20 protein-coding genes and 1 riboswitch are annotated in these 22,185 nt (G+C 34.7%); of the genes, 11 read left to right on the top strand and 9 right to left on the bottom strand.

Translation table 11 applies throughout. The features are described 5' to 3' along the window. Window positions 1-53: 53 nt before the first annotated feature. A complete protein-coding gene (locus AC4FQ5_RS07610) occupies window positions 54-1,955 on the bottom strand; it encodes an ABC-F family ATP-binding cassette domain-containing protein (protein ID WP_491142121.1) in 1,902 nt (633 codons plus the stop codon). A gap of 115 nt (window positions 1,956-2,070) precedes the next feature. Between AC4FQ5_RS07610 and AC4FQ5_RS07605 the strand changes: the two genes are divergently transcribed. Genes AC4FQ5_RS07605 through AC4FQ5_RS07595 form a run of 3 tightly spaced genes read left to right on the top strand, consistent with a single transcriptional unit; the run spans window position 2,071 to window position 3,763 of the window. After that, a complete protein-coding gene (locus AC4FQ5_RS07605) occupies window positions 2,071-2,589 on the top strand; it encodes a DUF1761 domain-containing protein (RefSeq protein ID WP_491142119.1) in 519 nt (172 codons plus the stop codon). 44 nt (window positions 2,590-2,633) lie between these two features. Then, entirely contained in the window at window positions 2,634-3,152 is a 519-nt protein-coding gene (locus AC4FQ5_RS07600; protein ID WP_491142117.1) for a hypothetical protein, read from the top strand. Beyond that, on the top strand, window positions 3,149-3,763 hold the full coding sequence (locus AC4FQ5_RS07595) for a GNAT family N-acetyltransferase (RefSeq protein ID WP_491142116.1): 615 nt from the start codon (window positions 3,149-3,151) through the stop codon (window positions 3,761-3,763). The genes AC4FQ5_RS07600 and AC4FQ5_RS07595 overlap by 4 nt, the downstream gene beginning before the upstream one ends. Before the next feature lie 99 nt (window positions 3,764-3,862). Here AC4FQ5_RS07595 and AC4FQ5_RS07590 read toward each other — a convergent pair whose 3' ends face one another. Continuing rightward, window positions 3,863-4,726, bottom strand: coding sequence for a glycoside hydrolase family 25 protein (locus AC4FQ5_RS07590; RefSeq protein ID WP_491142114.1), 864 nt, complete (start codon window positions 4,724-4,726; stop codon window positions 3,863-3,865). Window positions 4,727-4,791: 65 nt separating this feature from the next. On the opposite strand from AC4FQ5_RS07590, the gene AC4FQ5_RS07585 reads away from it, so the two are divergent. From AC4FQ5_RS07585 to AC4FQ5_RS07560, 6 genes are all read left to right on the top strand, one after another. Next, entirely contained in the window at window positions 4,792-6,054 is a 1,263-nt protein-coding gene (locus tag AC4FQ5_RS07585) for an NAD(P)/FAD-dependent oxidoreductase (RefSeq protein WP_491142113.1), read from the top strand. After that, window positions 6,051-6,725 (top strand): tRNA (guanosine(37)-N1)-methyltransferase TrmD, encoded by a 675-nt coding sequence (gene trmD / locus AC4FQ5_RS07580; protein ID WP_491142111.1) that lies wholly within the window; start codon window positions 6,051-6,053, stop codon window positions 6,723-6,725. The genes AC4FQ5_RS07585 and trmD overlap by 4 nt, the downstream gene beginning before the upstream one ends. A 268-nt stretch (window positions 6,726-6,993) precedes the next feature. Further along, window positions 6,994-7,926: an endonuclease/exonuclease/phosphatase family protein gene (locus AC4FQ5_RS07575; protein ID WP_491142110.1), complete on the top strand. Its 933-nt coding sequence runs from the start codon at window positions 6,994-6,996 to the stop codon at window positions 7,924-7,926. A gap of 28 nt (window positions 7,927-7,954) precedes the next feature. After that, window positions 7,955-8,425, top strand: a complete 471-nt coding sequence (locus AC4FQ5_RS07570; protein WP_263003582.1) for an Lrp/AsnC ligand binding domain-containing protein — start codon at window positions 7,955-7,957, stop codon at window positions 8,423-8,425. 6 nt (window positions 8,426-8,431) lie between these two features. Beyond that, window positions 8,432-9,175: a deoxyribose-phosphate aldolase gene (gene deoC / locus AC4FQ5_RS07565; protein ID WP_491142107.1), complete on the top strand. Its 744-nt coding sequence runs from the start codon at window positions 8,432-8,434 to the stop codon at window positions 9,173-9,175. A 223-nt stretch (window positions 9,176-9,398) separates the two neighbouring features. After that, window positions 9,399-9,713, top strand: coding sequence for a hypothetical protein (locus tag AC4FQ5_RS07560; RefSeq protein ID WP_491142105.1), 315 nt, complete (start codon window positions 9,399-9,401; stop codon window positions 9,711-9,713). A gap of 62 nt (window positions 9,714-9,775) precedes the next feature. Here the strand turns inward: AC4FQ5_RS07560 and dusB are convergent, their stop codons facing one another. From dusB to AC4FQ5_RS07530, 6 genes are all read right to left on the bottom strand, one after another. Beyond that, a complete protein-coding gene (gene dusB, locus AC4FQ5_RS07555; RefSeq protein ID WP_491142104.1) occupies window positions 9,776-10,774 on the bottom strand; it encodes a tRNA dihydrouridine synthase DusB in 999 nt (332 codons plus the stop codon). Between the two features lie 60 nt (window positions 10,775-10,834). Next, window positions 10,835-11,101: a Trm112 family protein gene (locus AC4FQ5_RS07550; protein WP_491142103.1), complete on the bottom strand. Its 267-nt coding sequence runs from the start codon at window positions 11,099-11,101 to the stop codon at window positions 10,835-10,837. Between the two features lie 4 nt (window positions 11,102-11,105). Next, complete coding sequence (locus AC4FQ5_RS07545; RefSeq protein ID WP_491142102.1) at window positions 11,106-11,735, bottom strand: thiamine phosphate synthase; 630 nt, start codon at window positions 11,733-11,735, stop codon at window positions 11,106-11,108. Further along, a complete protein-coding gene (locus AC4FQ5_RS07540) occupies window positions 11,735-12,784 on the bottom strand; it encodes an AIR synthase family protein (protein WP_491142100.1) in 1,050 nt (349 codons plus the stop codon). The genes AC4FQ5_RS07545 and AC4FQ5_RS07540 overlap by 1 nt, the downstream gene beginning before the upstream one ends. Further along, a complete protein-coding gene (locus AC4FQ5_RS07535) occupies window positions 12,781-13,503 on the bottom strand; it encodes a class I SAM-dependent methyltransferase (protein WP_491142098.1) in 723 nt (240 codons plus the stop codon). The genes AC4FQ5_RS07540 and AC4FQ5_RS07535 overlap by 4 nt, the downstream gene beginning before the upstream one ends. 69 nt (window positions 13,504-13,572) lie before the next feature. Then, a riboswitch (TPP riboswitch) is annotated at window positions 13,573-13,661 on the bottom strand. Window positions 13,662-13,958: 297 nt separating this feature from the next. After that, window positions 13,959-17,030 carry a DUF8818 domain-containing protein gene (locus tag AC4FQ5_RS07530; protein ID WP_491142297.1) on the bottom strand — a complete coding sequence of 1,024 codons (3,072 nt, stop codon included), beginning with the start codon at window positions 17,028-17,030 and terminating at the stop codon, window positions 13,959-13,961. A gap of 312 nt (window positions 17,031-17,342) precedes the next feature. On the opposite strand from AC4FQ5_RS07530, the gene AC4FQ5_RS07525 reads away from it, so the two are divergent. Together AC4FQ5_RS07525 and AC4FQ5_RS07520 are read left to right on the top strand one after the other, a co-directional pair. Further along, window positions 17,343-18,263 carry a T9SS type A sorting domain-containing protein gene (locus AC4FQ5_RS07525; RefSeq protein WP_491142096.1) on the top strand — a complete coding sequence of 307 codons (921 nt, stop codon included), beginning with the start codon at window positions 17,343-17,345 and terminating at the stop codon, window positions 18,261-18,263. 156 nt (window positions 18,264-18,419) lie between these two features. Next, complete coding sequence (locus AC4FQ5_RS07520; protein WP_491142095.1) at window positions 18,420-19,280, top strand: lamin tail domain-containing protein; 861 nt, start codon at window positions 18,420-18,422, stop codon at window positions 19,278-19,280. A gap of 54 nt (window positions 19,281-19,334) precedes the next feature. Here AC4FQ5_RS07520 and AC4FQ5_RS07515 read toward each other — a convergent pair whose 3' ends face one another. After that, window positions 19,335-22,154, bottom strand: coding sequence for a gluzincin family metallopeptidase (locus tag AC4FQ5_RS07515; protein ID WP_491142094.1), 2,820 nt, complete (start codon window positions 22,152-22,154; stop codon window positions 19,335-19,337). Window positions 22,155-22,185 lie beyond the last annotated feature (31 nt).

Genomic DNA, 22,185 nt, shown 5'->3' with positions numbered 1-22,185 from the left:
AAAAAAAGAGCTGCCCAAATTATTGAACAGCTCTTTTTTTAATATTAAATTTTCTAGTCTTGAAGCTCAAGCCATCTCATTTCGTGGTTTACAAGTTTTTCAGAGAGACTTTCAAGTTCAGCAGAAAGTTTTGCAATTTTCTCATATTCTGTTTCGTTGTTAAGCTGATCAAGAATTTTCGCTCTTTTTTCTTCAAACTCAGGAATTTCTTTTTCAATGGTTTCTAACTCACGTTGTTCTTTGAAAGATAACTTCTTTTTTGGAGCTTGTGGTTTTGAAACGGGTGCTACAACAACAGGTGTTTCAGTTACTTTTTCAACGACAGGTTTACCTTTTTTCTCTTCATTCTTCTGACTTCCGTCTTCCAGCTTTTTATTTTCTCTGTATTCTGAAAAATTCCCAATGAAATCTTTGATCTTTCCTTCGCCTTCAAAAGCCAAAATATGGTCAACGATTCTGTCCATAAAATATCTGTCGTGAGAAACAATGATCAGACTTCCCTGAAAGTTTAAAAGGAAATTTTCCAAAACCGTTAAAGTCGGAAGGTCAAGATCATTCGTAGGCTCATCAAAAATCAAAAAGTTTGGATTCTGATATAAAATATACATCAAATGCAGTCTTCTTTTTTCTCCACCTGAAAGTTTAGAAATCGGCGAATATTGCGTTTGATCATCAAATAAAAATAATCTCAAAAACTGTGACGCTGAAATGGTTTTTCCATTAGCTAAAGGAAAGTTTTCAGAAATGTCTTTAATGAAATCAATGACTCTTTCATCTTCCTTATATTTCAGTCCTTTCTGAGAAAAATATCCGAATTTGATGGTTTCTCCCGTTTCAATTTCTCCCGAATCTTTTGGCTCAAAACCTTGAATGATATTTAATAAAGTAGATTTTCCTGCACCGTTTTTCCCTACGATTCCTACTTTTTCGCCTCTTTGAAACGAATAACTGAAATCTTTCAGCAATAATTTATCGCCATAGCTTTTAGAAATATTTTTAAGTTCAAGAATTTTGTTACCCAATCTTTTCATTTCAAAATCAAGCTCCAGAGATTCTTTTCGGGTATCGGTTTTGGCAATTTTTTCAGTTTCGTAGAAGTCATCCTGTCTGGATTTGGATTTTGTAGTTCTCGCTTTCGGCTGTCTTCGCATCCACTCCAATTCTTTTCTGTAAAGGTTGTTGGCTTTGTCGATGGTAGAGTTCATATTGTCCTCACGAATCATTTTATTTTCAAGATATGTTGCATAAGATCCGTTATGAAAGTACAGATTCTGGTCTTCCATTTCCCAGATAATTCCGCAGACTGCATCAAGAAAATATCTGTCGTGAGTTACTAGAAGCAAAGTGATTTTTGCTTTATTTAAGTAGCTTTCAAGCCATTCAACCATTTCCACATCAAGGTGGTTGGTTGGCTCATCCATGATCAGAAGCGTGTGACGATGTTCGGCTCTGGTTTCTGTTAAGAGTTTAGCTAATGCAACACGTTTGATCTGTCCACCGGAAAGCATTCCCATTTTGGCGGTCAAGTCTGTAATTTTAAGTTGAGAAAGAATCTGGCTCATTTCATTTTCAAGATCCCAGGCTTTGTGAATCTCCATTTCAGCTAATGCAATTTCCATTTCATCTGGATTTCCTGACAGCAATGCGTGATGATATTTTTTTAAAGCCAGAATTGGAGCCGAATCTAAGGTCATCATAAATTCTTCGATTGTCAAATCAGATTCAAAATCAATTTCCTGATCAAACAAAACCACCTGAATATCTTTATTAATGATTACAGAGCCGCTGTCTGCGATTTCTTTTCCCATTAAAATTTTCAGCAAAGTAGATTTTCCGCTTCCGTTTTTGGCAACAATGGCAATTTTGTCACCTTCATTGATGTTAAAAGAAATATTTTTAAAAAGAGTTTTAATCCCGTAAGATTTTGTAAGATTCTCAGCCGCAACGTAATTCATTGATATCCAAATTTTGTGGTGCAAAAATACGAAATATTAAAGCTTTTAATAGATAAATATATTTTTGTAAACTTTTTTAGTGTAGATTTGGAAGCACAAACAAAAACTTAAAATTATGATACAAATTAACTTTTTAGCAATATTATTTGCTGCATTAGTGCCTTTATTAACGGGATTTATTTGGTATAATCCAAAGGTTTTCGGAAAAATATGGATGAAGGAATCCGGATTGACAGAAGAAAAAATGAAAGGTGCAAATATGGGAGTGGTATTTATTATTTCCATTATTTTGTCAGTTATGATTGGCTTTTTTCTACAAATGGTGACCATTCATCAGTTTGGTGCTTTGGGAATGGTGGGAGGAGATCCTAATTTGGCAAAACCCTCATTTGCTGCATTCATGCATGATTACGGAACTGCTTTCAGATCTTTTGGTCACGGTGCTTTGCATTCTTTCATGACAGGAGTTTTCTTTGTTTTTCCTCTTATAGCAATTAATGCAATGTTTGAAAGAAAATCCTGGAAATATATTTTTATCAATACGGGATATTGGACGATTACGATTACCTTGATGGGAGGAATAATCTGTGGTTGGTACGCTATTGACGGATTTAATCTTGTGACCCCAAAATAAAATTTAAACCATTTAAAATATAGGCTACATTTGTAGCCTTTTTTATGTCTTATTCTTTTAAAAAATACAAATCTTCGTCAGAAATTCCCGATAATTGGAGCGATGTCATCGGACAGCATAATATTATGTTGTCTAAAGAATATTTTGAGACTTTAGAAACTTCATGTCCGGAAAACATGAAGTGTTTTTATGTAGGGTTTTTCCTAACCGATGAGTTGATTGGCGGTGCGCTGTTTCAATATTTAAATTTCATTCAACATAAAACTTTTCAGAAGGATGAAGCTTTTTGTGATATGAAAAATTTTGTAGCAAAAAAATTCAGTAAGAATGTGATGATTCTGGGAAACAATATGTTGACCGGGCAAAACGGGTTTTACTTTGATGCATCAAAAATCACTATTGATCAGGCGATTCCGCTTTTGGATAAAGCCGTTGAGGAAATGCAGAAGCAGGAAGGGAAACATCGCTCATTATTTATAAAGATTATCAGGCAAGTTTCATTAAATATTTTCAGGACAAAAATCATAAGGCATTTTTCAGATTTTCCGTTCAGCCAAATATGATTTTAAGGTTAAAAGAAAGTTGGTCGACTTTTGAAGATTATCTCAACGCTTTTTCAACCAAATACCGAACCAGAGCCAAATCTGCCAAGAAAAAAAGCGACGAAATTTTAAAATCTGAAATGCATTTTGATGAAATTAAAAAACATCAGAAAGAAATGAATATTCTGTATCAGAATGTTGCTGAAAATGCAACCTTTAACACATTTTTCCTCACAGAAAATCATTTTGAAAGCATGAAAAAATCTTTAAAAGAAAATTTCAGAGTTTTCGGATATTATCTGGATGAAAAACTGATCGGTTTTTATACTTTAATTCTTAATAATAAAGATATTGATACTTATTTTCTTGGCTACGACAAAGAAATTCAAAAAGAAAAACAAATCTATCTCAATATGCTTTTAGATATGGTAGAGTTTGGAATTAATGAGAAATTCAGTCGAATTATTTTTGGAAGAACTGCTTTAGAAATAAAGTCTACGATTGGAGCAAAACCTGTTGAAATATTCGGATTGATAAAACATAGCAATCTCCTGATTAATCAATTTATGGAAAGAATTTTTACTTCACTAAATCCGACAATAGAATGGATTCAAAGAAAACCTTTTAAGTAGTTTTATTTGTTTGGCTTACGTTATCCTTTTATAACGCTGAAAGGGTTTAAAACCCTTTCAGCGTTGAATATTAAATTTTTAAAAAACAATTATCTAAACTCAATCCAAAGTCAAACTCTTCAAAGACCAAACTCCGCCATTGTAAATATCCAGATCAACTTTGGTATTGATTCCGTAGACAATTCCGTTTTCGCTGAATTGCCAAAAATCCCAGTCATCATCAGGAGAAGGAGTAGGAACGTCATTGTAATTTGCCAACCAAAGCGGATAGTCATCAAATTCGCCTTTCAGAAAGTCATTGTAATAATGGTAATACGTGTAAATAATTGGTTTTTCACCGTATGTTTCTTCTACAATTTTGCACCAGATTTTCAGATCTTCGATGAGTTTTTTATTTGATTTTCTTCTCGGAATTTTTTCAATATCTAAAATCGGTGGAAGATCACCGCTTTCAAGTTTTACATTCTTCAGAAAATTATTTGCCTGAATGACAGGATCTTCATCAGCTCTGTAAAAATGATAAGCACCACGAATCAATTTGTGTTTCTGCGCCTGTTGCCAGAATTCGTCAAAATGTTTGTCTGCACTTCTGTTTCCCATTGTTGCGCGCATTACAACAAATTCTAATGGGATGGTTTTGTTTCCGATGCTCAGACTGTCCCAGCTGATATCTTCTTTATTCTGATAATGTGAAATGTCAAAGCCGTATGTTTTATCAAGATTGTTACTAAGGATTTTCTGAATTCTTAAAGTTTCATGTTCGCTATTATGAAGCTTTTTATGACTGAATTTGTTAAAATATAAAGCGTAATAGTAACTTATTGACTGTTTGAGGTAAAAGCCTGTTCCGATAAGGGCAATGATCAATATTACCAAAAGGATTTTCCGGCGTAAAAAATAATTCTTACGTCTTTTTTTATGGATGCTTTTGGCAGTTTTTTTGGTGTACTTTTTTCCGGTCATAAAGTTTTGCAAAACTAACTTTTTGCTCCAGAAAATGCTAAAAAAAATCAGTAAATTTGTGTATTATGGAAACACGCGAAAAGATCATCATCATCGGAGGAGGTTTTGCGGGGCTGCAGCTTGCGAAAACATTAAACAATAAAAACAAAAAAGTAATTGTTTTAGATAAAGTAAACCATCATATGTTTCAGCCGCTGTTTTATCAGGTTGCATGTGGCAGAATCGAACCTTCCAATATTTCTTTTCCTTTCCGGAAAATCTTTCAGAATTCCAGAAATACACAGTTTCGCTTAACGGAAGTTAAAGAGATTATTCCCTCCCAAAATAAAGTCATTACAGATGAAGCTGAATTCACTTATGATAAACTAATCATCGCAACAGGCTGCAAAACCAACTTTTTTGGAAATAAAGAACTTGAAAGTAAGGCTTTCGGGATGAAAAATACCCAGGAAGCGATTGGTATCAGAAATCATGTGCTGATGACTTTTGAAAAACTGATTCTTGAAAAAAGCCGTAGCGATGATGGAAACTGGAATATCGTAATCGTAGGAAGCGGACCAACCGGTGTAGAATTGGCAGGTGCTTTTTCTGAAATGAAAAAAGAAATTCTTCCGCGTGATTATCCCTACATGAATTTTAATAATCTTAAGATCATTCTGGTAAGTTCTACAGAAAAGCCTTTGGCAGTAATGAGTCCTGAAGCGCAGGAAAAATCTGAAAAATATCTGAAAGAACTCGGAGTGAATTTCATGAGTGGGGAGGTTGTTACTGATTATGATGGTGATAAAGTATTTTTAAAAAGCGGAAAACAGATTCCATCAAATAACGTAATCTGGGCAGCAGGTGTTGTGGGAAATGTGGTTGAAGGTTTTCCTTCTGAAAAGCTGATCAGAAACAGATATATCGTTGATCGGTTTAATAAAATAAAAGGATACGACAATATTTATGCTATAGGAGATATTGCGTACATGGAAACTCCGAAATATCCTCAAGGTCATCCTCAGGTTGCCAATGTTGCAATCAATCAGGCAAAAAATTTAGGAAAGAATTTTCTAAGAAAAAATCTTGCGGAATGGGATGAGTATGAGTATAAAGATCAGGGTTCATTGGCAACAATCGGAAAGCACAGAGCGGTTGTAGATTTACCTTTTATAAAATTTCAGGGTTTTTTGGCGTGGTATTTTTGGATGTTTTTACATTTAATGCTTATTTTGAGCGTTCGAAATAAGTTGGCGATATTTTTTAACTGGATGTGGAGCTATTTTAACAAAGATTCATCCTTACGACTGATTATTTCGCCCAATAAAAAAAATAATACGGAACAATGAGAATTGATATAATAAGTGTATTGCCGGAACTGATGGAAAGCCCGTTCAGAACTTCTATTCTGAAAAGAGCAGTGGATAAAGGTCTTGTAGAAGTACACTTTCACCAGTTGAGAGACTGGTCGGTCAACAAACACAGACAGATCGATGACGAACCTTACGGCGGTGGAGCAGGAATGGTGATGATGATCGAGCCTATAGATAAATGTATTTCTGATCTGAAATCTCAAAGAGAATATGATGAGGTGATTTATTTGACGCCGGATGGAGTTACATTGAATCAGAAAATAGCAAACACACTTTCGATAAAAAATAATCTTATTTTCCTTTGCGGACATTACAAAGGGATTGATCAGAGATTGAGAGATTTGCATATCACAAAAGAGATTTCGATAGGAGATTATGTATTGACAGGCGGTGAATTGGCAGCTTGTGTTTTGGCAGATTCTGTCATTCGGTTGCTTCCGGGAGTTTTGAATGACGAACAGAGTGCTTTGACGGATAGTTTTCAGGACGATCTTCTGTCACCGCCAATTTATACCAGACCGGAATCTTATAAAGGATTGGAAGTTCCAAAAATTCTTTTAAGCGGAAATTCTGCGAAAATTGAAGAATGGAGACATGACGAAGCAGTAAGAATTACTCAGGAAAAACGTCCCGATCTTTTGCATTAAGGTCATTCTTTAGTGAAGAAAACATCAAATGCAATCGTTTACAAACAAGATATTTTTTGTATTTCACGTTTCAATGGAAAAATTTTCATGAAAATAATTTTAAATATATTAAAATTTTGATCGGAATAAATTCACAAGCTTACGATTATGGTAAATTTTATGCACTTTATGTGGAAATTTAATTATTAATTGTGGTGTAGTACTGAAAAAAACAATAAATTTACATTCTGAAACTAAAATTTTAGACTTGTCAATAGAAAAACGTTAGATGGAATTGTTTGCTTTTTATAATGTAGAAAACTTATTTTTGCCAGATCCTCCGTCTAATCATAGGCTAGATCCTACCAAATCAGGGCTTAGAAACTGGGATGAAAGAAAATACAGAGATAAGTTATTCAAAATTTCTCACGTTTTCCAGCTGATGAAGGAAGAGACAGGTATTTTGCCGTGTATGATCGGTCTTTCTGAGATCTCCGGAAGAAAAGTTTTGGAAGATCTTGTGAAAATGAGTCCGTTTAATTCACAATATGGCATTGTACATTACAATTCGATGGACGAAAGGAAGGTAGACGTTGCTTTGCTGTATGACAAATCTAAAATTGAAATTATTGATTCTGAAGCAATCACTTTCTTTTTTGAAATATTGGATAATAATCCTGAAAACTACGACACCACAAGAGATGTTTTGTTTTCAAAAGTAAAATATAAGGAAGAGATCATCAATGTTTTTGTGGCGCATCTGCCTTCAAAAAGGGAGAAAGATATCAATCAGCCAAAACGGAATTACATTTTGGGTGAGATCAGAAACAGGATTCTTCAGATCATAAATGTAGAAAAGGAAAATGTAATTTTGTGTGGTGATTTTAACGAAAATCCGGATGATGAAAATTTAGTGAAAATTCTTTTTGATGATACTCATGAGAAAGTTTTGCAAAATCCTTTTCAGGAACTATATTCTACTAAGAATTACTCTGCATTTCACTATAAATCTGGTTTGTTGTTTGATCAAATCCTGTTATCACAGTCTTTTTTTGAGAATAACTCTCTTTTGTCTTTTTATGATGCCAGAATTTTTAAACCGGAAAAGCTGAGAAGCCGCAACAAGATGTTTAATGAAAGACCATTCAGAACTTATGCAGGAACCCGTTATTTAGGGGGGTACAGTGACCATTTTCCTGTTTTTGTAGTATTAAAAAAATAAATGACAATATAAAAAGTAATAATCAACGATGAAAAACTCAACAAGTACAAGCTACCATTTAGATCCTCTGGATAAAGAAATCATCTATATGTTGATGGATAATGCCAAAAGTTCATTAGCTTTCATTTCAAAACAGGTAGGAATTTCAACTACAGCTGTACACCAAAGAATTAAAAAACTGGAACATGCAGGGGTAATAGAAAACTCTATTTCATTCCTTAATCCAAGAAAAATAGGATACAAAGTAGTCTCCTATATCGGAATGTTCCTCGATCAGCCAAGTCATTACAATGACGTTGTAAAATCACTGAAGGAAGTAAATGAAGTGGTAGAAGCGCATTATACGACAGGAAACTACACAATTTTTCTTAAAGTTTTATGCAAAGACAACGATCATTTGATGGAGATTTTAAATAAACTTCAGAAAATGAAAGGTGTTACCAGAACAGAAACTTTCATTTCTCTTGAACAAGGGATCTACAGACAATTAAAAGTATAAGTTGTCATGAATATTGCTCAATATCTGGATTCAACCTATCTAAAAACACCTGCTCAATCTGGTCTTTCGGAGGAAGAAACTTTACAGACGGACAAAAAACTTGCGCAGGTTGCTATTGATAATAGCATTTTTGCAGTAATGATTCGTCCCGATTACGTTTCGGAGATCAAAGAATATATTCAGCAAAAGAATTCAGAGGTTGTTGTAGGAACGGTGATCGGTTTTCATGAAGGGATTTATTCTGTTGATGAAAAATTAGAAGAAGCCAGAAAAGCAATTGAAGACGGTGCAGACGAATTAGATTTTGTGATCAATTATTCCGCATATCTTAAAGGAGATTTAGATTTAGTAAAAGATGAATTTTTGCGGTGTACACAATTGTGTATCAATCATCATAAAATTGCCAAATGGATCATCGAGATTGCAGCTTTAACGGATGAGGAAATTGCTGATCTGACTAAAAATATTTCTAATTGGGCAGAAGAAAATTTTTCTGAAAATGATTTATCTGAAATTTTTGTAAAATCTTCAACAGGTTTTTATGAAACAAAAAACGGGAAACCAAACGGAGCAACATTTGAGGGCATTAAGATAATGCTTGACAACGCAGGAAAACTTCCTGTAAAAGCAGCAGGCGGAGTACGAACTCCCGAAGATGCCGAGAAGATGATTAATCTCGGTGTCAAGAGGATAGGAACTTCCTCAGCTTTGGCTCTAATTAAAAATGAATCTTCCTCGGAAGGATATTAAAATAACAAACCCATCAGATTTTGATGGGTTTATTATTTCTATATTTTTTTCTGACCATTTTATATTCAACCCTTCCAGCGTTCGAAACGCTGGAAGGGTTTTAAATACTAATATTTCAACCAATAACGAAGCTTAAGAGCCCGATAATTCCCGGAAAACAAACTGAAAAAATTTGATTTTAAACAAAATAAAGTAGTAATTTTAATCTAAATTTTTAAATACAATGAAAAAAACAATTTCAATTCTGGCAATTTTATTAATCACACTATCTGCCAATGCACAGGAAAAGCAGACTGTAAAAGAAACTGTGAAAAAAGACGCTCAAGCTGTAGGAAATGCTGCTAAAAAAGGAGCCGACGCAACCAAAAAAGGTGTTCAGAAAGGAGCAAAATGGACGGGTAATACCGCAAAAAAAGGAGCCAAAGCTACAGAAAAAGGCGTGAAAAAAGGCGCGAATTGGGTAGGTGATAAAAGTAAAAAAGGCGCAAAAGCTGTAGAAAAAACATATCAGGACGTGAAAACTGATATTAAGAAATAATTATATATCCTGAATAGTCAAACTAAAAAACCATCAGAATTAACTGATGGTTTTATTTTTTTTTATGCTTGTTGAGCTGCAAATTCAAGATAGAAATCTTGCGTTTCTTTGATCACCTCATCCATTTCAACCAAAGAATACACTTCAAGAAACTTTCTTCTGAAATCTTTAAAATGAGGAATTCCACGGAAATAATTGCTGTAATGCTGTCTCATTTCAATCAAGCCTAATTTCTCTCCCTTCCATTCAGCACTCCATTCTGCGTGTTGACGAACAGCCAAAAGTCGGTCTGAAATGGTTGGTGCATCCAGATGTTTTCCGGTGGCAAAGAAATGTTTGATTTCGTTAAAAATCCACGGATAACCGATCGCAGCACGACCAATCATGATTCCGTCGCAGGCGTATTTATTTTTATATTCTAAAGCTTTTTCAGGCGAATCGATATCGCCGTTTCCAAAAATAGGAATTTCAATATTTGGGTTTTGTTTGATTCTTGAGATGTGTTCCCAGTCAGCTTCACCTTTGTACATTTGTCCGCGCGTTCTTGCGTGAATCGTCAAAGCTTTGATTCCCGTTTCCTGAAGACGTTCAGCCACTTCATCAATATTAATTGAATTGCTGTCCCATCCCAAACGTGTTTTTACCGTCACAGGAAGACTTGTTGAGCTTACAACGGCTTTCGTCAGACGAACCATCAGATCAACATCTTTCAAAACTCCGGCTCCTGCACCTTTGCAAACCACTTTTTTTACCGGACAGCCAAAATTAATGTCCACCAGATCAGGGTTTACTGTTTCCACAATTCTTGCAGACATCGCCATTGCTTCTTCATCACCACCAAAAATCTGGATTCCTACAGGTCTTTCGTAATCGAAAATATCAAGCTTCTTTCTGCTTTTCATTGCATCACGAATCAAACCTTCAGAAGAAATAAATTCTGAATACATCATATCTGCACCATGCAATTTACAAAGTCGTCTGTACGGAGGATCACTCACATCTTCCATCGGAGCAAGTAGAAGCGGAAATTCCGGCAGTTCTATGTTGCCTATTTTTATCATGCCGCAAATTTACGAAATTCTAAACTTTCAGCATTTTGAAATTATCTATTGTTGTTATCGTCATGAAATCAACCTGAAATTCTCTATTTTTTTGCCTTCCAAATGCTTTTCCCAGCGTTCTAAAACGGGTTGTTCAAGTTTGAATTCACGGTATTCATCGGGTGACATGATGGGGATTCCGCTGATGATCGGGTAGACTCTTTTGCAATTGCCACAGATTAATAAACCTTCTGTGATATTTTCGGTTTCGTCTTGTAAAATGATCGTTAAATCTAAATCTGATTTGTCAAACGGACAACACAGTTTTTCTATGGTTTTTATTCTCATTGTTTTACTTTTTAATTTTTTGATGATACTTTTTAATGGTTTCTGATGGGTTTTCTACATTCATGATTCCTGAAACAACTGCGATTCCGTCATAGTTTAGTTCATCTAAATTTTTAATATTGTCTAAATCAATTCCTCCAGCTAAGAAAATCTTTCTACTGAAAATACTTTTCGCTTCTTCAACGGTTTCAAAGTTGACCAGTTCACAGCTGTTTGCGGTTTTTGATGGAAACATCGAACAGAAAGAAATATAATCGAACTGATGTTCTTCAGCGTATTTAATTGTTGAAGATTCATTATTGCAGGTGATTCCAACAATGCAGTCACTGTTGATCTCGTTTTTTATTTCATTAAAATTTTCAGGAATTTCATCGAAATGAATTCCGTTCAAAGGAATTTGCTTCAAATATTCCCAAAGGTTATTGATGATCAACGGAATGTTGTTTAGCGAAGCAATTTCATGGATTTTTAAAAGCAGTTCTTCAATATTCTGATTTTCTCCAAAATTGTCCCAAATCTGAATAGCTGATATTTTTTCTTTTGCAATTAAATTTAATTTAGAAAAAAGAATTTCCTCATCTATTGAAGGATCAATAATTAAATAGATTCCCGATTCTATGGTTTGCTTTCTCATTATTTCCAGCCGTTTTTATAAGCGTTAAAAAATGCTTTCCAATAAGGATCTTCTTCGAAATACATTAAATCATTTGCTTTTTCGTTTTCAATTAATTTAATTCCATTAGATTTTTCGGTCATCTTTCCCACTTCTGTGCAGGGAATTTGATTGGTTTCCAGTCTTGAAATAATCTCCGAAGCTTTTTCTTTTTTACAGGTAATAATCATAGAACCTGCACCAATACAATATCTCGGATCTAACGAAAACAGATTGCAAACTGCCGACTGAACTTCTCCAATTGGAATTTTTTCATTAATAATTTCAGCTCCGTTGCCTGATGCAATTGCCAATTCGTAAATCGCTCCCAAAATTCCGCCTTCCGTCACATCATGCATTGCTGTAACTCCGGAATTGTCAATTTGCACTGCGGTTAAAGCATCTTTCAATGATGAGGTTTCGTAAAAAGACGCTGAAGCAGAATAGTAAAACTCTTTCCCGACTTTATTTTTTACTGTTTCTGGAAAGCTCATGGCTAAAATGGCTGTAGATGAAATTGCGCTTGTTTTGGTTACTAAAATTGCATCATCCGGTTCTGCATATTTTGAAACCAAAATTTCATCTTTCGGAGCAATGCTAATAAAAGTTCCGCCACCTGCGATGGTGGAGTTTTGACCTTCGATAAATCCGGTATGTCCTCCGGTGATGCTTACTCCAATATCTTTACAGAACTGATGTATGTAATTCCAATAAATTTCAAAATCATTTTTAGAAAGATGAGCCGGAAGATTTAAAACAAACTGTCCGAACATCGGTGCAAAACCGGTCGTCGCCATATCATTTGCCATCAAATGAACCGATAACCAAGCTGATTCCTCCAAACCCAAAGATGGAATTAACGATAAAGGATCGCTCGTCAACGCCATTGCTTTTCCGCCATGCAGATCGACAACTGAAACATCAACGCCAAACTCAGGACCGACAAGCACTTCATCACGCTCTTTTCCACATCGTTGTTTGAGAAAATCTTCGAATTGGGAATGATTGATTTTACCTAAAGTTTCACTCATTCTACATCATTTAGTTGGATATACAAACCAAAGAAATCTCCTACAGGAACATTCCACTGCTGTACTGGAAACCATTTTGGTAGTCCTGTGCATGTCCATTCAATCGTATATTTTCGTCCGACCAAAGCTTTTTCAATAATCTCAGTCAACATCTTCGGAGTATAAAAAGTAGCTGTCACATAAAAAGGATTTTTTCCAAATAACTGCTGTACTCTTCTGCGGGCAACTTTAGGAGAGTTTCTGTTCATCATCCCCATTGCAATTCCGTATTTGGCAACGCGGGCTGCTTCTCGGATAACTTTCACCGGATCTTTGTAATATTCAAATGTTGTGATGAATGCCAGTGAGTCGAAAGTATGATCTTTAAAAGGCATAAAATGAGAATCCGCCATTACCAGATCGCCTTCAAAAAGATGAATCGCCTGTGAGAGCATTAGAGGTGAAATATCTCCGCCTGTTGCTTCGATCCCAATGTTTTTCCACCAACGGGTAAATCGGGTAGTGCCACAGCCGAATTCTAATAGTGTTTTTACTCGTTGATCTTTAGAAACGAGCTGTTCCATTACTTTTTTCTGCCAGATTTCAGCACGTTTGTATCTGCCTTCATACCACAATTCGTAGGTATCGGTATGTTCTCGGTTGAAAAACCATTCGGGTCTTCCTTGCCAGTTTTTGTCTTGTTGGGGAATAAGTTCTCCGGAATACTTTGTTACTTCCATTTTATTTTGAATTGATTTATTCGGTTCTGACCACAGATAAGTATGCGAACGAATAAAGCATAAAATGAAAATATTTTAAGCAGACATCCCTACGTTGGCATTATCCAAATCAGGTCATCGGGTATGATCTCAGCCTTGCGGCACCCCGTGTTTTATTACTGAACAAATATAGGAAATTTAAAATTTAATAATAACTAATACACTTTGTCATTCCACAGAATCTTGCTGCAATACTACTGAAATATTGAGATTCCTCCGGAATGACAAACTTTACATTATTTACTTGATGATTAATTTTGACAATGAATTAATATTCTTTTGTTATTCATTACGTGGAATCTTTGATTTCCGTAGGAATCTAAATGCAGAAAAATAAAATATTAAGATTCTGCGAAATAACAAACTCGATGGTTTGATTAAAAAAATAGGAATGATTACTAATTTTGTTTCTAATCTTAAAAACTAGCCTTCACCTGCATACTTCCAATATGAATGGTTCGATCTCCCGAATTTCTTCCTTCATAATTTAAATTTAATTGTAAGAAAGAATTGATCGCCTGCTGGATAAATACACTCCAGACTTGGTTTTTTCCTGGTTTTAAACCGTCAAGCATTTGATTTCCGACAATGCTGAAATTGTTTCCGGTAAAATCATTGTTAATGAATGAGAAATTTCCTCTGATAGAAGTTTTCTTACGTTCCCACTGAATTGTTCCGGTGATGTCAAAAGCTTTCAGAAGTTCTTCGCCGTCCACTCTTTTCTTTTCGCGATAAGCAGACGAAAATTCGGCTTGTATGGCGTCGGTAAATTTGTAGGTTGCTTTGGGTTTGGTCTCAAAATTATTCAATCGGTAATCTCTCGTGGCAAAAAGCTGTGATGAATTTTGCAGATCATGAACAGAGTTTTCCCAATCTACTCTGAATTCTTTATTAAACCAATATCCAAGATTGACGAAATGGGAAGTCTGATTCCGTTCTTCGTTGCTGAAATTGGCATTGATGAGGTTGTCGTTCGCAATGAAACGATAGTTCCCGTTCCAACCTGACTTTTCGGTAGGATTAAACTGAACGGAAGCCAATATATTCTGATTTTTGAGAATCTGATCATCACTTTTCTCAAACGGATTTAGAACCAAAACTTTATCTCTTTTGAAATATGAGTTTTGAGAGTTTAATGAAACATTAAAATTCCATCGTTTTAAAAACTTATTTTCAGAATTAAATACAATCGACGGATTGACAAATAATGCCAACTGCAATTTGTTTTTGTTGGAAGGAATGTACCGAACCGAATTGGTGTAAATCCTGATATATTGCGCCAGATCGGAATACTCCGCAATTTCAAATTCATCCAACTGCTGAGTTCCGTCACCGTTGTAATCGGTCCATTTATAAACTCCCTGTCCGTCAGTTACTTTGATATATTGAAATTCACGTTGCGCTTCCTGTCCGTTTCCTAATTCATAGAATGCCTGCAAACGCATACCGTTTTTAAATAACTGTTGATTATACAAAAGGTTTCCGACTACAAAATCTTTATTCTGATTCATATCGACATCCTCATTTTTGTAGAAGAATTTTCTGTAATGAATCAAGGCATTTAAGGTCGTCTTTTCTGTCTTGATCAACTGACTTTCTGCCATGAAACCTAAAATTCTGTTCATATTCTGAAGTCTGTTATCACGTACAGAGTCATTATCTCTGATGTACATTTTAGCCAAAAGCTTTGTTCTTGTACTGTCACCAATTTTCTTTTGTACAAACAATTCTTTCCAGCTGAAACTGGTGACATCCATCAGTTGAGTTTCATTAAATTTCTTTTCATTGTGTTCCATACTTCCCCCCAAAGCCCAGCTTCCTTTTTGTCCGGTATATTCTGAAGAGGCTCCGCCACGGATAAATTTTGTGTCCTGTAAAGTTGCATTGGTATCAAGATAAGATAGGTTTCCTTTGGTCAGGAATTTTCCTTTGATCCAGCTAAAGTCTAAATCATTTTTGATTCCTTTATAAGAATCCTGTTCGTCAAGATAGTTGAGACGGTAGTTTAGAACAGATTTGTTGTTCCATTTATTAAGAAAGTTAAAAATAAATCTGTTTTGAGTTTTTCCGCTGAACTCTTGAGCTAAGTTGAAATCTCTGGAGAACTCTACATCATTAATTCGATCCAGAATATGAAATTGTTTATCGATGTATTGGTATTCAAAACTTGGAGTTCCTTTCCAACTGTTTTTTGTAAATGTTTTGTTCCCGAAAATTCTTGCAGCATATCCTAAATTCTGATCAGAATCTTTTGATGAAAATAAATTAAGATCGTAGTTGCTTAAAGAAATATCTGCACCTATCTTTCCGTCTTTTAAAAGATATTCGGAATTCATGGTGTAAACCTGTGATTTTTGCGGCGAAGGCAATTTTCTTACCGCTCTGTAATCACCTAAATTTTGACCAACATATTCAAAAACACGTCCGTTATTCGTTGTCTGTATCAGTTTATAATCTCCTAAGTTAGCACCGAAGTAGGTAAACGAAACAGTATATAAAGTTTGAGTAACATCTGTTGAAAACTGATAGTGACTTCCGTTTGTATCCTGAACGAGACTGTACAAAATTTTATTTACGTCATATTCTGTGACTACTCCTGACGGAGCATACATCAGGTTGGGATCGTTTCCTGCATCAGCTAAAATCTGCTCATCTTCTTTAGATAAATTTAAAGCTAATGGAGCATTTTTGTTGTCATTCTCCATAAACCAATTCAGACCAATTCTGAATTTTTCACGTTGATGCTGCACTTTTCCGGTAAATAAATATCGTGAATAGTTTCTGTTGGTATAATTAAATGAAATGGTAATAAAATTCTGCTGGAAAATCGGTCGGAAACTGGTAAAGGTAACCTCTCCTGTATTGTAATTGATAACGTAATCCTGGTTTTCACCACGTTTCATCAAAATACCGTCGATAAAAACCTGCTCAGAACCTGAAATCAAAGTGATGAATTGTTCGCCGTTCTTTCCTGTTAAACGATAAGGTCCCTGATTTCCTTCCACTCCCTGAAAACGGATTCTGTGAAATTCACTTCGGGCTACGCCTAACGAAACATCTACAAAAGTTTTGTTTTCAGTTCCGAATTGCGTTTGAAACTGAAGTCCCATACTTCGTCGCTGATATTTCGCAAAATAATTTTTATCATCTACCAAATCCAAATGCCCAGCTCTAAGAATAGATTTATCCTTAATATTGAGCTGCATGTAGATTTTATCAAATTCTTCAAGCGTCTGTGTGTAACCATCTGCCTGAATCGGTAAATTGTGATCTGAAATACTTGCTAAAATCGTTACATCTTTTGACAGTCTTCCTGAAATTTGGAGATCCATAGAACTCTGCACAGATTGCCCCTGATTGTTCCCGAAAGTAATTCCGCGGATGATTGATCCTTTAGAATTTAATTCGCCTAAAAATCTTCTTTTGTCATTCTTTGCCAATACCGCTTCGTCAACGATGATTCTGTTGCTGGTTTTCACAAAATCCATTGTGTCTTTTGCGAAAATGTCCTGTTCAAGCCTTGCTGCGAGAATGCTGTCCTTCTTTATACTGTCTTTCGGAATGTTGGGATTTTTCCACGAGAAAATTTGGGCGTTATTCAACGATAAGCCCAGAAAAAAAAGCAAGAAAATCAGAACTGAATTCCGCAAATCTTTAAAAATAATTGGTAAAAATAACTAAAATATGTGAACAGTACAGTGTTTAGTATTATTAACAGTAAATTAACCTTAATATTGTTTTATGTGTAAAAAATGCTTTAATTTTGCAATGTAAATTATTAATAATTAAAAATTTAAGTTATGAAAAAAATCTTTACTGTTTTGGGGGTTGTTGCAGTTGCTGGAATGGCAAATGCACAAGCAACTCTACCTTATAATGAAACATTTACTTATCCAGACGGAGATCTTAATGGACAAGGTAACTGGGCGGTACAATCTGCAAATGCTACAGACAAAATTTTAGTCCAATCTGGTGTTGTAAAATTTGATGGAGTTGGTGAAGATTTGAAGCAAGCTATTACGCCTGTAACTTCTGGGAGTGTTTTTTATTCAATGAATTTAAAAATAACTAATATCACTGCTGCAACATTGGCAGATGGTGGGTATTTTGCTGGTTTTGGACAGGATAATACTACTTTTGGTGGTACTATATGGACGAAAAAAATTACTGATACTACATATAAATTAGGTATTGAGGTTAGAACTGCAGCAGGGGCAACTACAACGTGGACTACAGCGGACTATAATATCAATCAAACTTATCAGATTACCGTAGGGTATAACTTTAACTCAGGTACCTCTGATGATACAGTAAATTTATGGGTAAATAATTTGTTAGCTACACCAATAGATACACATACTGGAACGGATTTAACATCAGCGAGTGCTTTCTTTTTAAGACAAGATAGTGTAACTGAAACTCCATTTATTGAAATAGATAATTTAGTAGTAACAACCACGCCACCTGTAGTTCTTGCTGTTTCAGATTTGAACAAAATTAAATCAAGCTTTGTAAAAAACACTTTTGTTAAAAACGAAGAAATCACTTTTGGAGCTGATGTGAAAGATATTAAAATTTATACGCTTACAGGTCAGGTTGTTAAAACTGCTTCTGTAAAAGAAGGTGCTACTTTGAACGTTGCTGAATTGGCAAAAGGAAATTACATCGTAACAGGAACTGTAAATAACCAACCCGTTTCTCAAAAGATTTTGAAAGACTAGTTATTAGCATTCATAATTTGAAAGCCACTTCATTGAAGTGGCTTTTATTTTTCAACTAAATATTACTTTAAGATAATCTTAACATAATTTGTGTATTTTTGGGTATATGGTATTGTTTTTGCTGTTTGTTTGTTAACAAATCAAAATATTATCGTTATGAAAAAAGTATTTACTTTTATCGGACTAGTTTCGATAGTTGCATTTTCTAATGCCCAGATTGTAATTAATGAAATCTATACTGGAGGTGGACTTTTAGGAGCCGCAATTACCAACGATTTCATAGAATTGAAAAATATAGGTAGTTCTACAGCTTCCCTCAATGGTGCGACCATTCAGTATGCATCTTCAACGGGATCTTTTACTCAGTATAACAACTTGCCGAATATTACTTTGAGTCCCGGACAAACTTATTTGATTCAACAAGGATCTGATGGATTAGGCGGACTAATTAATTTGGTTAATCCTAATCTTATCGTAAGTGTTCTTTTGAATATTGACGGTTCTCCAAGTGTTGGAGTAGGAGTTGGTCTTGCACTTACTTCAGGAAAAGTTGCTTTGGCAAGCAATGCAACGCAGGTTACCGGACCCACAGCTAGTAATGTTTTAGATTTTGTAGGATATGGTCTCGCAAATCAGTTTGAAGGAGCAGGAGCGGCGCCTTCACCAACAATTCTTAACTCTATTACCAGAACAACTGGCGATACCAATAATAATAATGTTGATTTTACCATATCATTGCCAACTCCCCAATCATCAGGTGTGTTAGCAGTGAATGATGTTTCAAATAATTCTGTAAAATCTCAGTTTATCAAAAATTCATTTGTTAAGAATGAAGAAATCACCTTTGGAAGTGATGTGAAAGACGTAAAAATTTACAGTCTGAGCGGACAACTTGTAAAAACTGCTTCTGTAAAAGGAGGAACAACCTTAAATATTGCTGAGTTACAAAAAGGTAATTACATTGTAACAGGAATGGTAAATAATCAACCGGTCTCTCAGAAGATATTAAAAGATTAATTTAAACTTTAATTTTATAAAAAAACAGTTGTCATTTGGCAGCTGTTTTTTTATTTAGTACCAACCTCTTCTTGCAGCATTGATGATGGTGCTTAGATTCAGAATCAAGGTATATCTTATGCGTTTTCCGTAATCTTTAAATCCGGGTTCGAAGCCTAAAGAAGACTGAACGGGAAAGTAGATTTCAAGGAAATCAGGAATCACTCTTACTTTTACGCCGCTGTCCCAGATAAACTGTGCAGGATTATTTTTGTTTTTATAAACTCCCGCATCGGCATAGATATGAAAGATTTTCCAGACACTTGTATCAACATTAAATGATGTGATCCATTGATTGACCGTTCCGGGAATAAAAGATTTAAAACCACCATCTGCCAAAACAAATTGCTGAGACAAAATTCCGCCTGTTGCACTTTGTCCCAGAAGATTATAAGAGAAGGAATAATCAGAAACTCGTGAAATTCCGTAATCGAAAGTGCTGTTTCTTGTTTCGTTTCTTGCAAAATACCCTCCGAATAATCTGAGACTTAGTTTTTGTCTTGGTGCAAATTCCCATCTGTAGAAAGCTTCTGCCGTAATTTTATTAAAATCCTGCATTCCCTGAGTACTGATGCTGAAGCTTTTCTCGTGAATCATCTGATTATCGGCATATCCATAACCAAGTGTCCAAAGATTGTATTTTTCGTAATCACGTTCTGCAATCATTTTTGCGTTCAGATCTCTTTGAAAATAATTATATGAAAAACTTGCTCCACGACTTACAGTGCTTCTCGGATTTTTCCTAAATCTGATAGCAGAATACAGTGAAGCTTTTTGATAAGCCAGATCATAATCATAATGAAAATATGATCCTGAAACTCCAAAAGTCAGACTTTGAATAATGCTTTCCGCTGGAAGAAATGAATATTCAACTGCTCCTGATCCGGTCAGTTTTCCTGTTCCGGTACTGAAAGACGGAGTAATTGAATAAAGGAATTTCTGATCAAAAAGTGATTGGTTTTTAAAATTCATCCCAATCAAAAACTTATCATAAGTATTGGAAAATCGGATTCTTGGATTAAGATAAATTTCATTAAACTCCGGGTTCGGAATATCTTTTATAAGTTTAAATTTTATTTTTTTTGAGTTTGAAAATAAACCTTTTGTATATAAAAAATTGTCACGATAGTTAGCCTCCGGGAAAATGTAATCATCATTTAATGTGATCTTGTAAATATTTTCTGCAGGAAGATTCACGGTTTTTAATCTTTCATTTTCGGCTGTTTCTATCCAGTAAGATTTTCGTTCGCCATCTCGTGTTTGCGTTTCCAGCTTCACGGGAATTGCTTCGTCTGTATTTTTAGCAATTCTGATTTCTAAAGAATCATCTTTAGTTCTGAATTTTTTCAATTTAAAATTAACTCTGTTTTTCTGCTTTAAAAACTCTGTTAAATAATCTGTTGACGGTTCTTTTTGTGAAAGTTGCTTTAGAAATTCTTCAGGATTGATTTCACGATCTCTGTTTTCAGCAATATAAGTTTTAATTAAATGATTAAAATTTTCTTCACCCATTTTGTCGGCAGAGAAACTGAAAAGACTCCCCGTCTCAAAGCTGCTGATCGCCATATCGTTGAAATTACTCAATGCTGAAAACGGTTCGTCGATTTTCTGATCAAGATTCTGAGACATGATGTATTGATACGCCAAACCATAACGGTCGAGCAACTTTACATCTGAAGCGTGAAACCATTTGAGAGGTCTGATTCCTAGAATACTTGTTTCAGGCAAATTTCCCAAAAGCTTTGTTTCTCCGTAGAATTTTTTCAAATATTGAATTTCAAGATAAGATTTCAGTCCGTTTTTGAACCAATGATGATCTTCTTTATCTGTAATTATGCTTTGATCGAGAGTTTTTTTTGCGATGATCCCAAAGTAATCCAGATCTGCTTTTTCAGCATCTGTAAAAAGTTTAAACCTGAATTTCCAGAAACTGATGTCGTTGTTCCCGAAAAAATCTTCTTTTGCCCTGAATTTATCTGAAATAAAAATTCTTTCCGGTATATAACCTGTTTTTTCTTTGATAAATCTGAGCTGAAGCGGAAGGAAAAATTCTAAATTCTGAATTTCCTGCGGACTGAGTGTGTATCCGAATTTTATTTCAGTATGAATATCTTCTGAATTTACTTCAATCTTCTGAAACTGATTTTGAGAAATCACAAATTCTGGATCAGCATCTAAATATCCATTAAAAGAATTGATTGGATTTTGCTCAAGATTTCCTTCTGCAAAATAATTTGCCGGAAGATCAAAGTTGACTTTCCAATGCGTATTAAAATTTACGGATTCTTCAATGTCCTGGAAGTTTCTTGAAGAAATATTGTCCGGATCAAAATGATCCGGAACAATAAAGAAATATTTTAAAGCAATATTGTTTTCAGAAGTTCCGTATCCTGTAAATTTCTTATCAGGAAGCTGAATCTGATAGTGTAATTGTAATTTTATACTTTCGCCAGCCTGCAAAGGTTTATTTAAAACAAAATATAAATTCTCTTCAGACAAATCATTTTTGGTAACCAGTTGATTTTCATTGCTGGTGATCATCAGGTCAGAAGTTTTACCTAATAATTCAGGTTTTGCAAAATGGAGACTGTTGTTTCGGTCTTCAAGTTTACGGTAAACCAGAGAAGTTCCTCTTTTGTTATAAGCTGCTGTCCAATTGAGGAGTTTGATACTGTCTAAAGGTTTTTCAGAATCGTTGTGATAAATAATTTCCTGTCTTACTTCAAGATTTTTTTTGTTCTGAGATAATTTTGCGTTAACAGAAATGCTGTCTTTCTGTGCAGAAACCTGCACAATTGCACAAAACAGAATAAAACAAATACTAAACTTTTCCAATTTGATGATAAAGCATCAAATATAACTTATT

It is taken from the genome of Chryseobacterium sp. DT-167, assembly GCF_058310155.1.
Note: the sequence above shows the minus strand (reverse complement) of the source record. Positions and strands in the feature narration are given on the sequence as shown.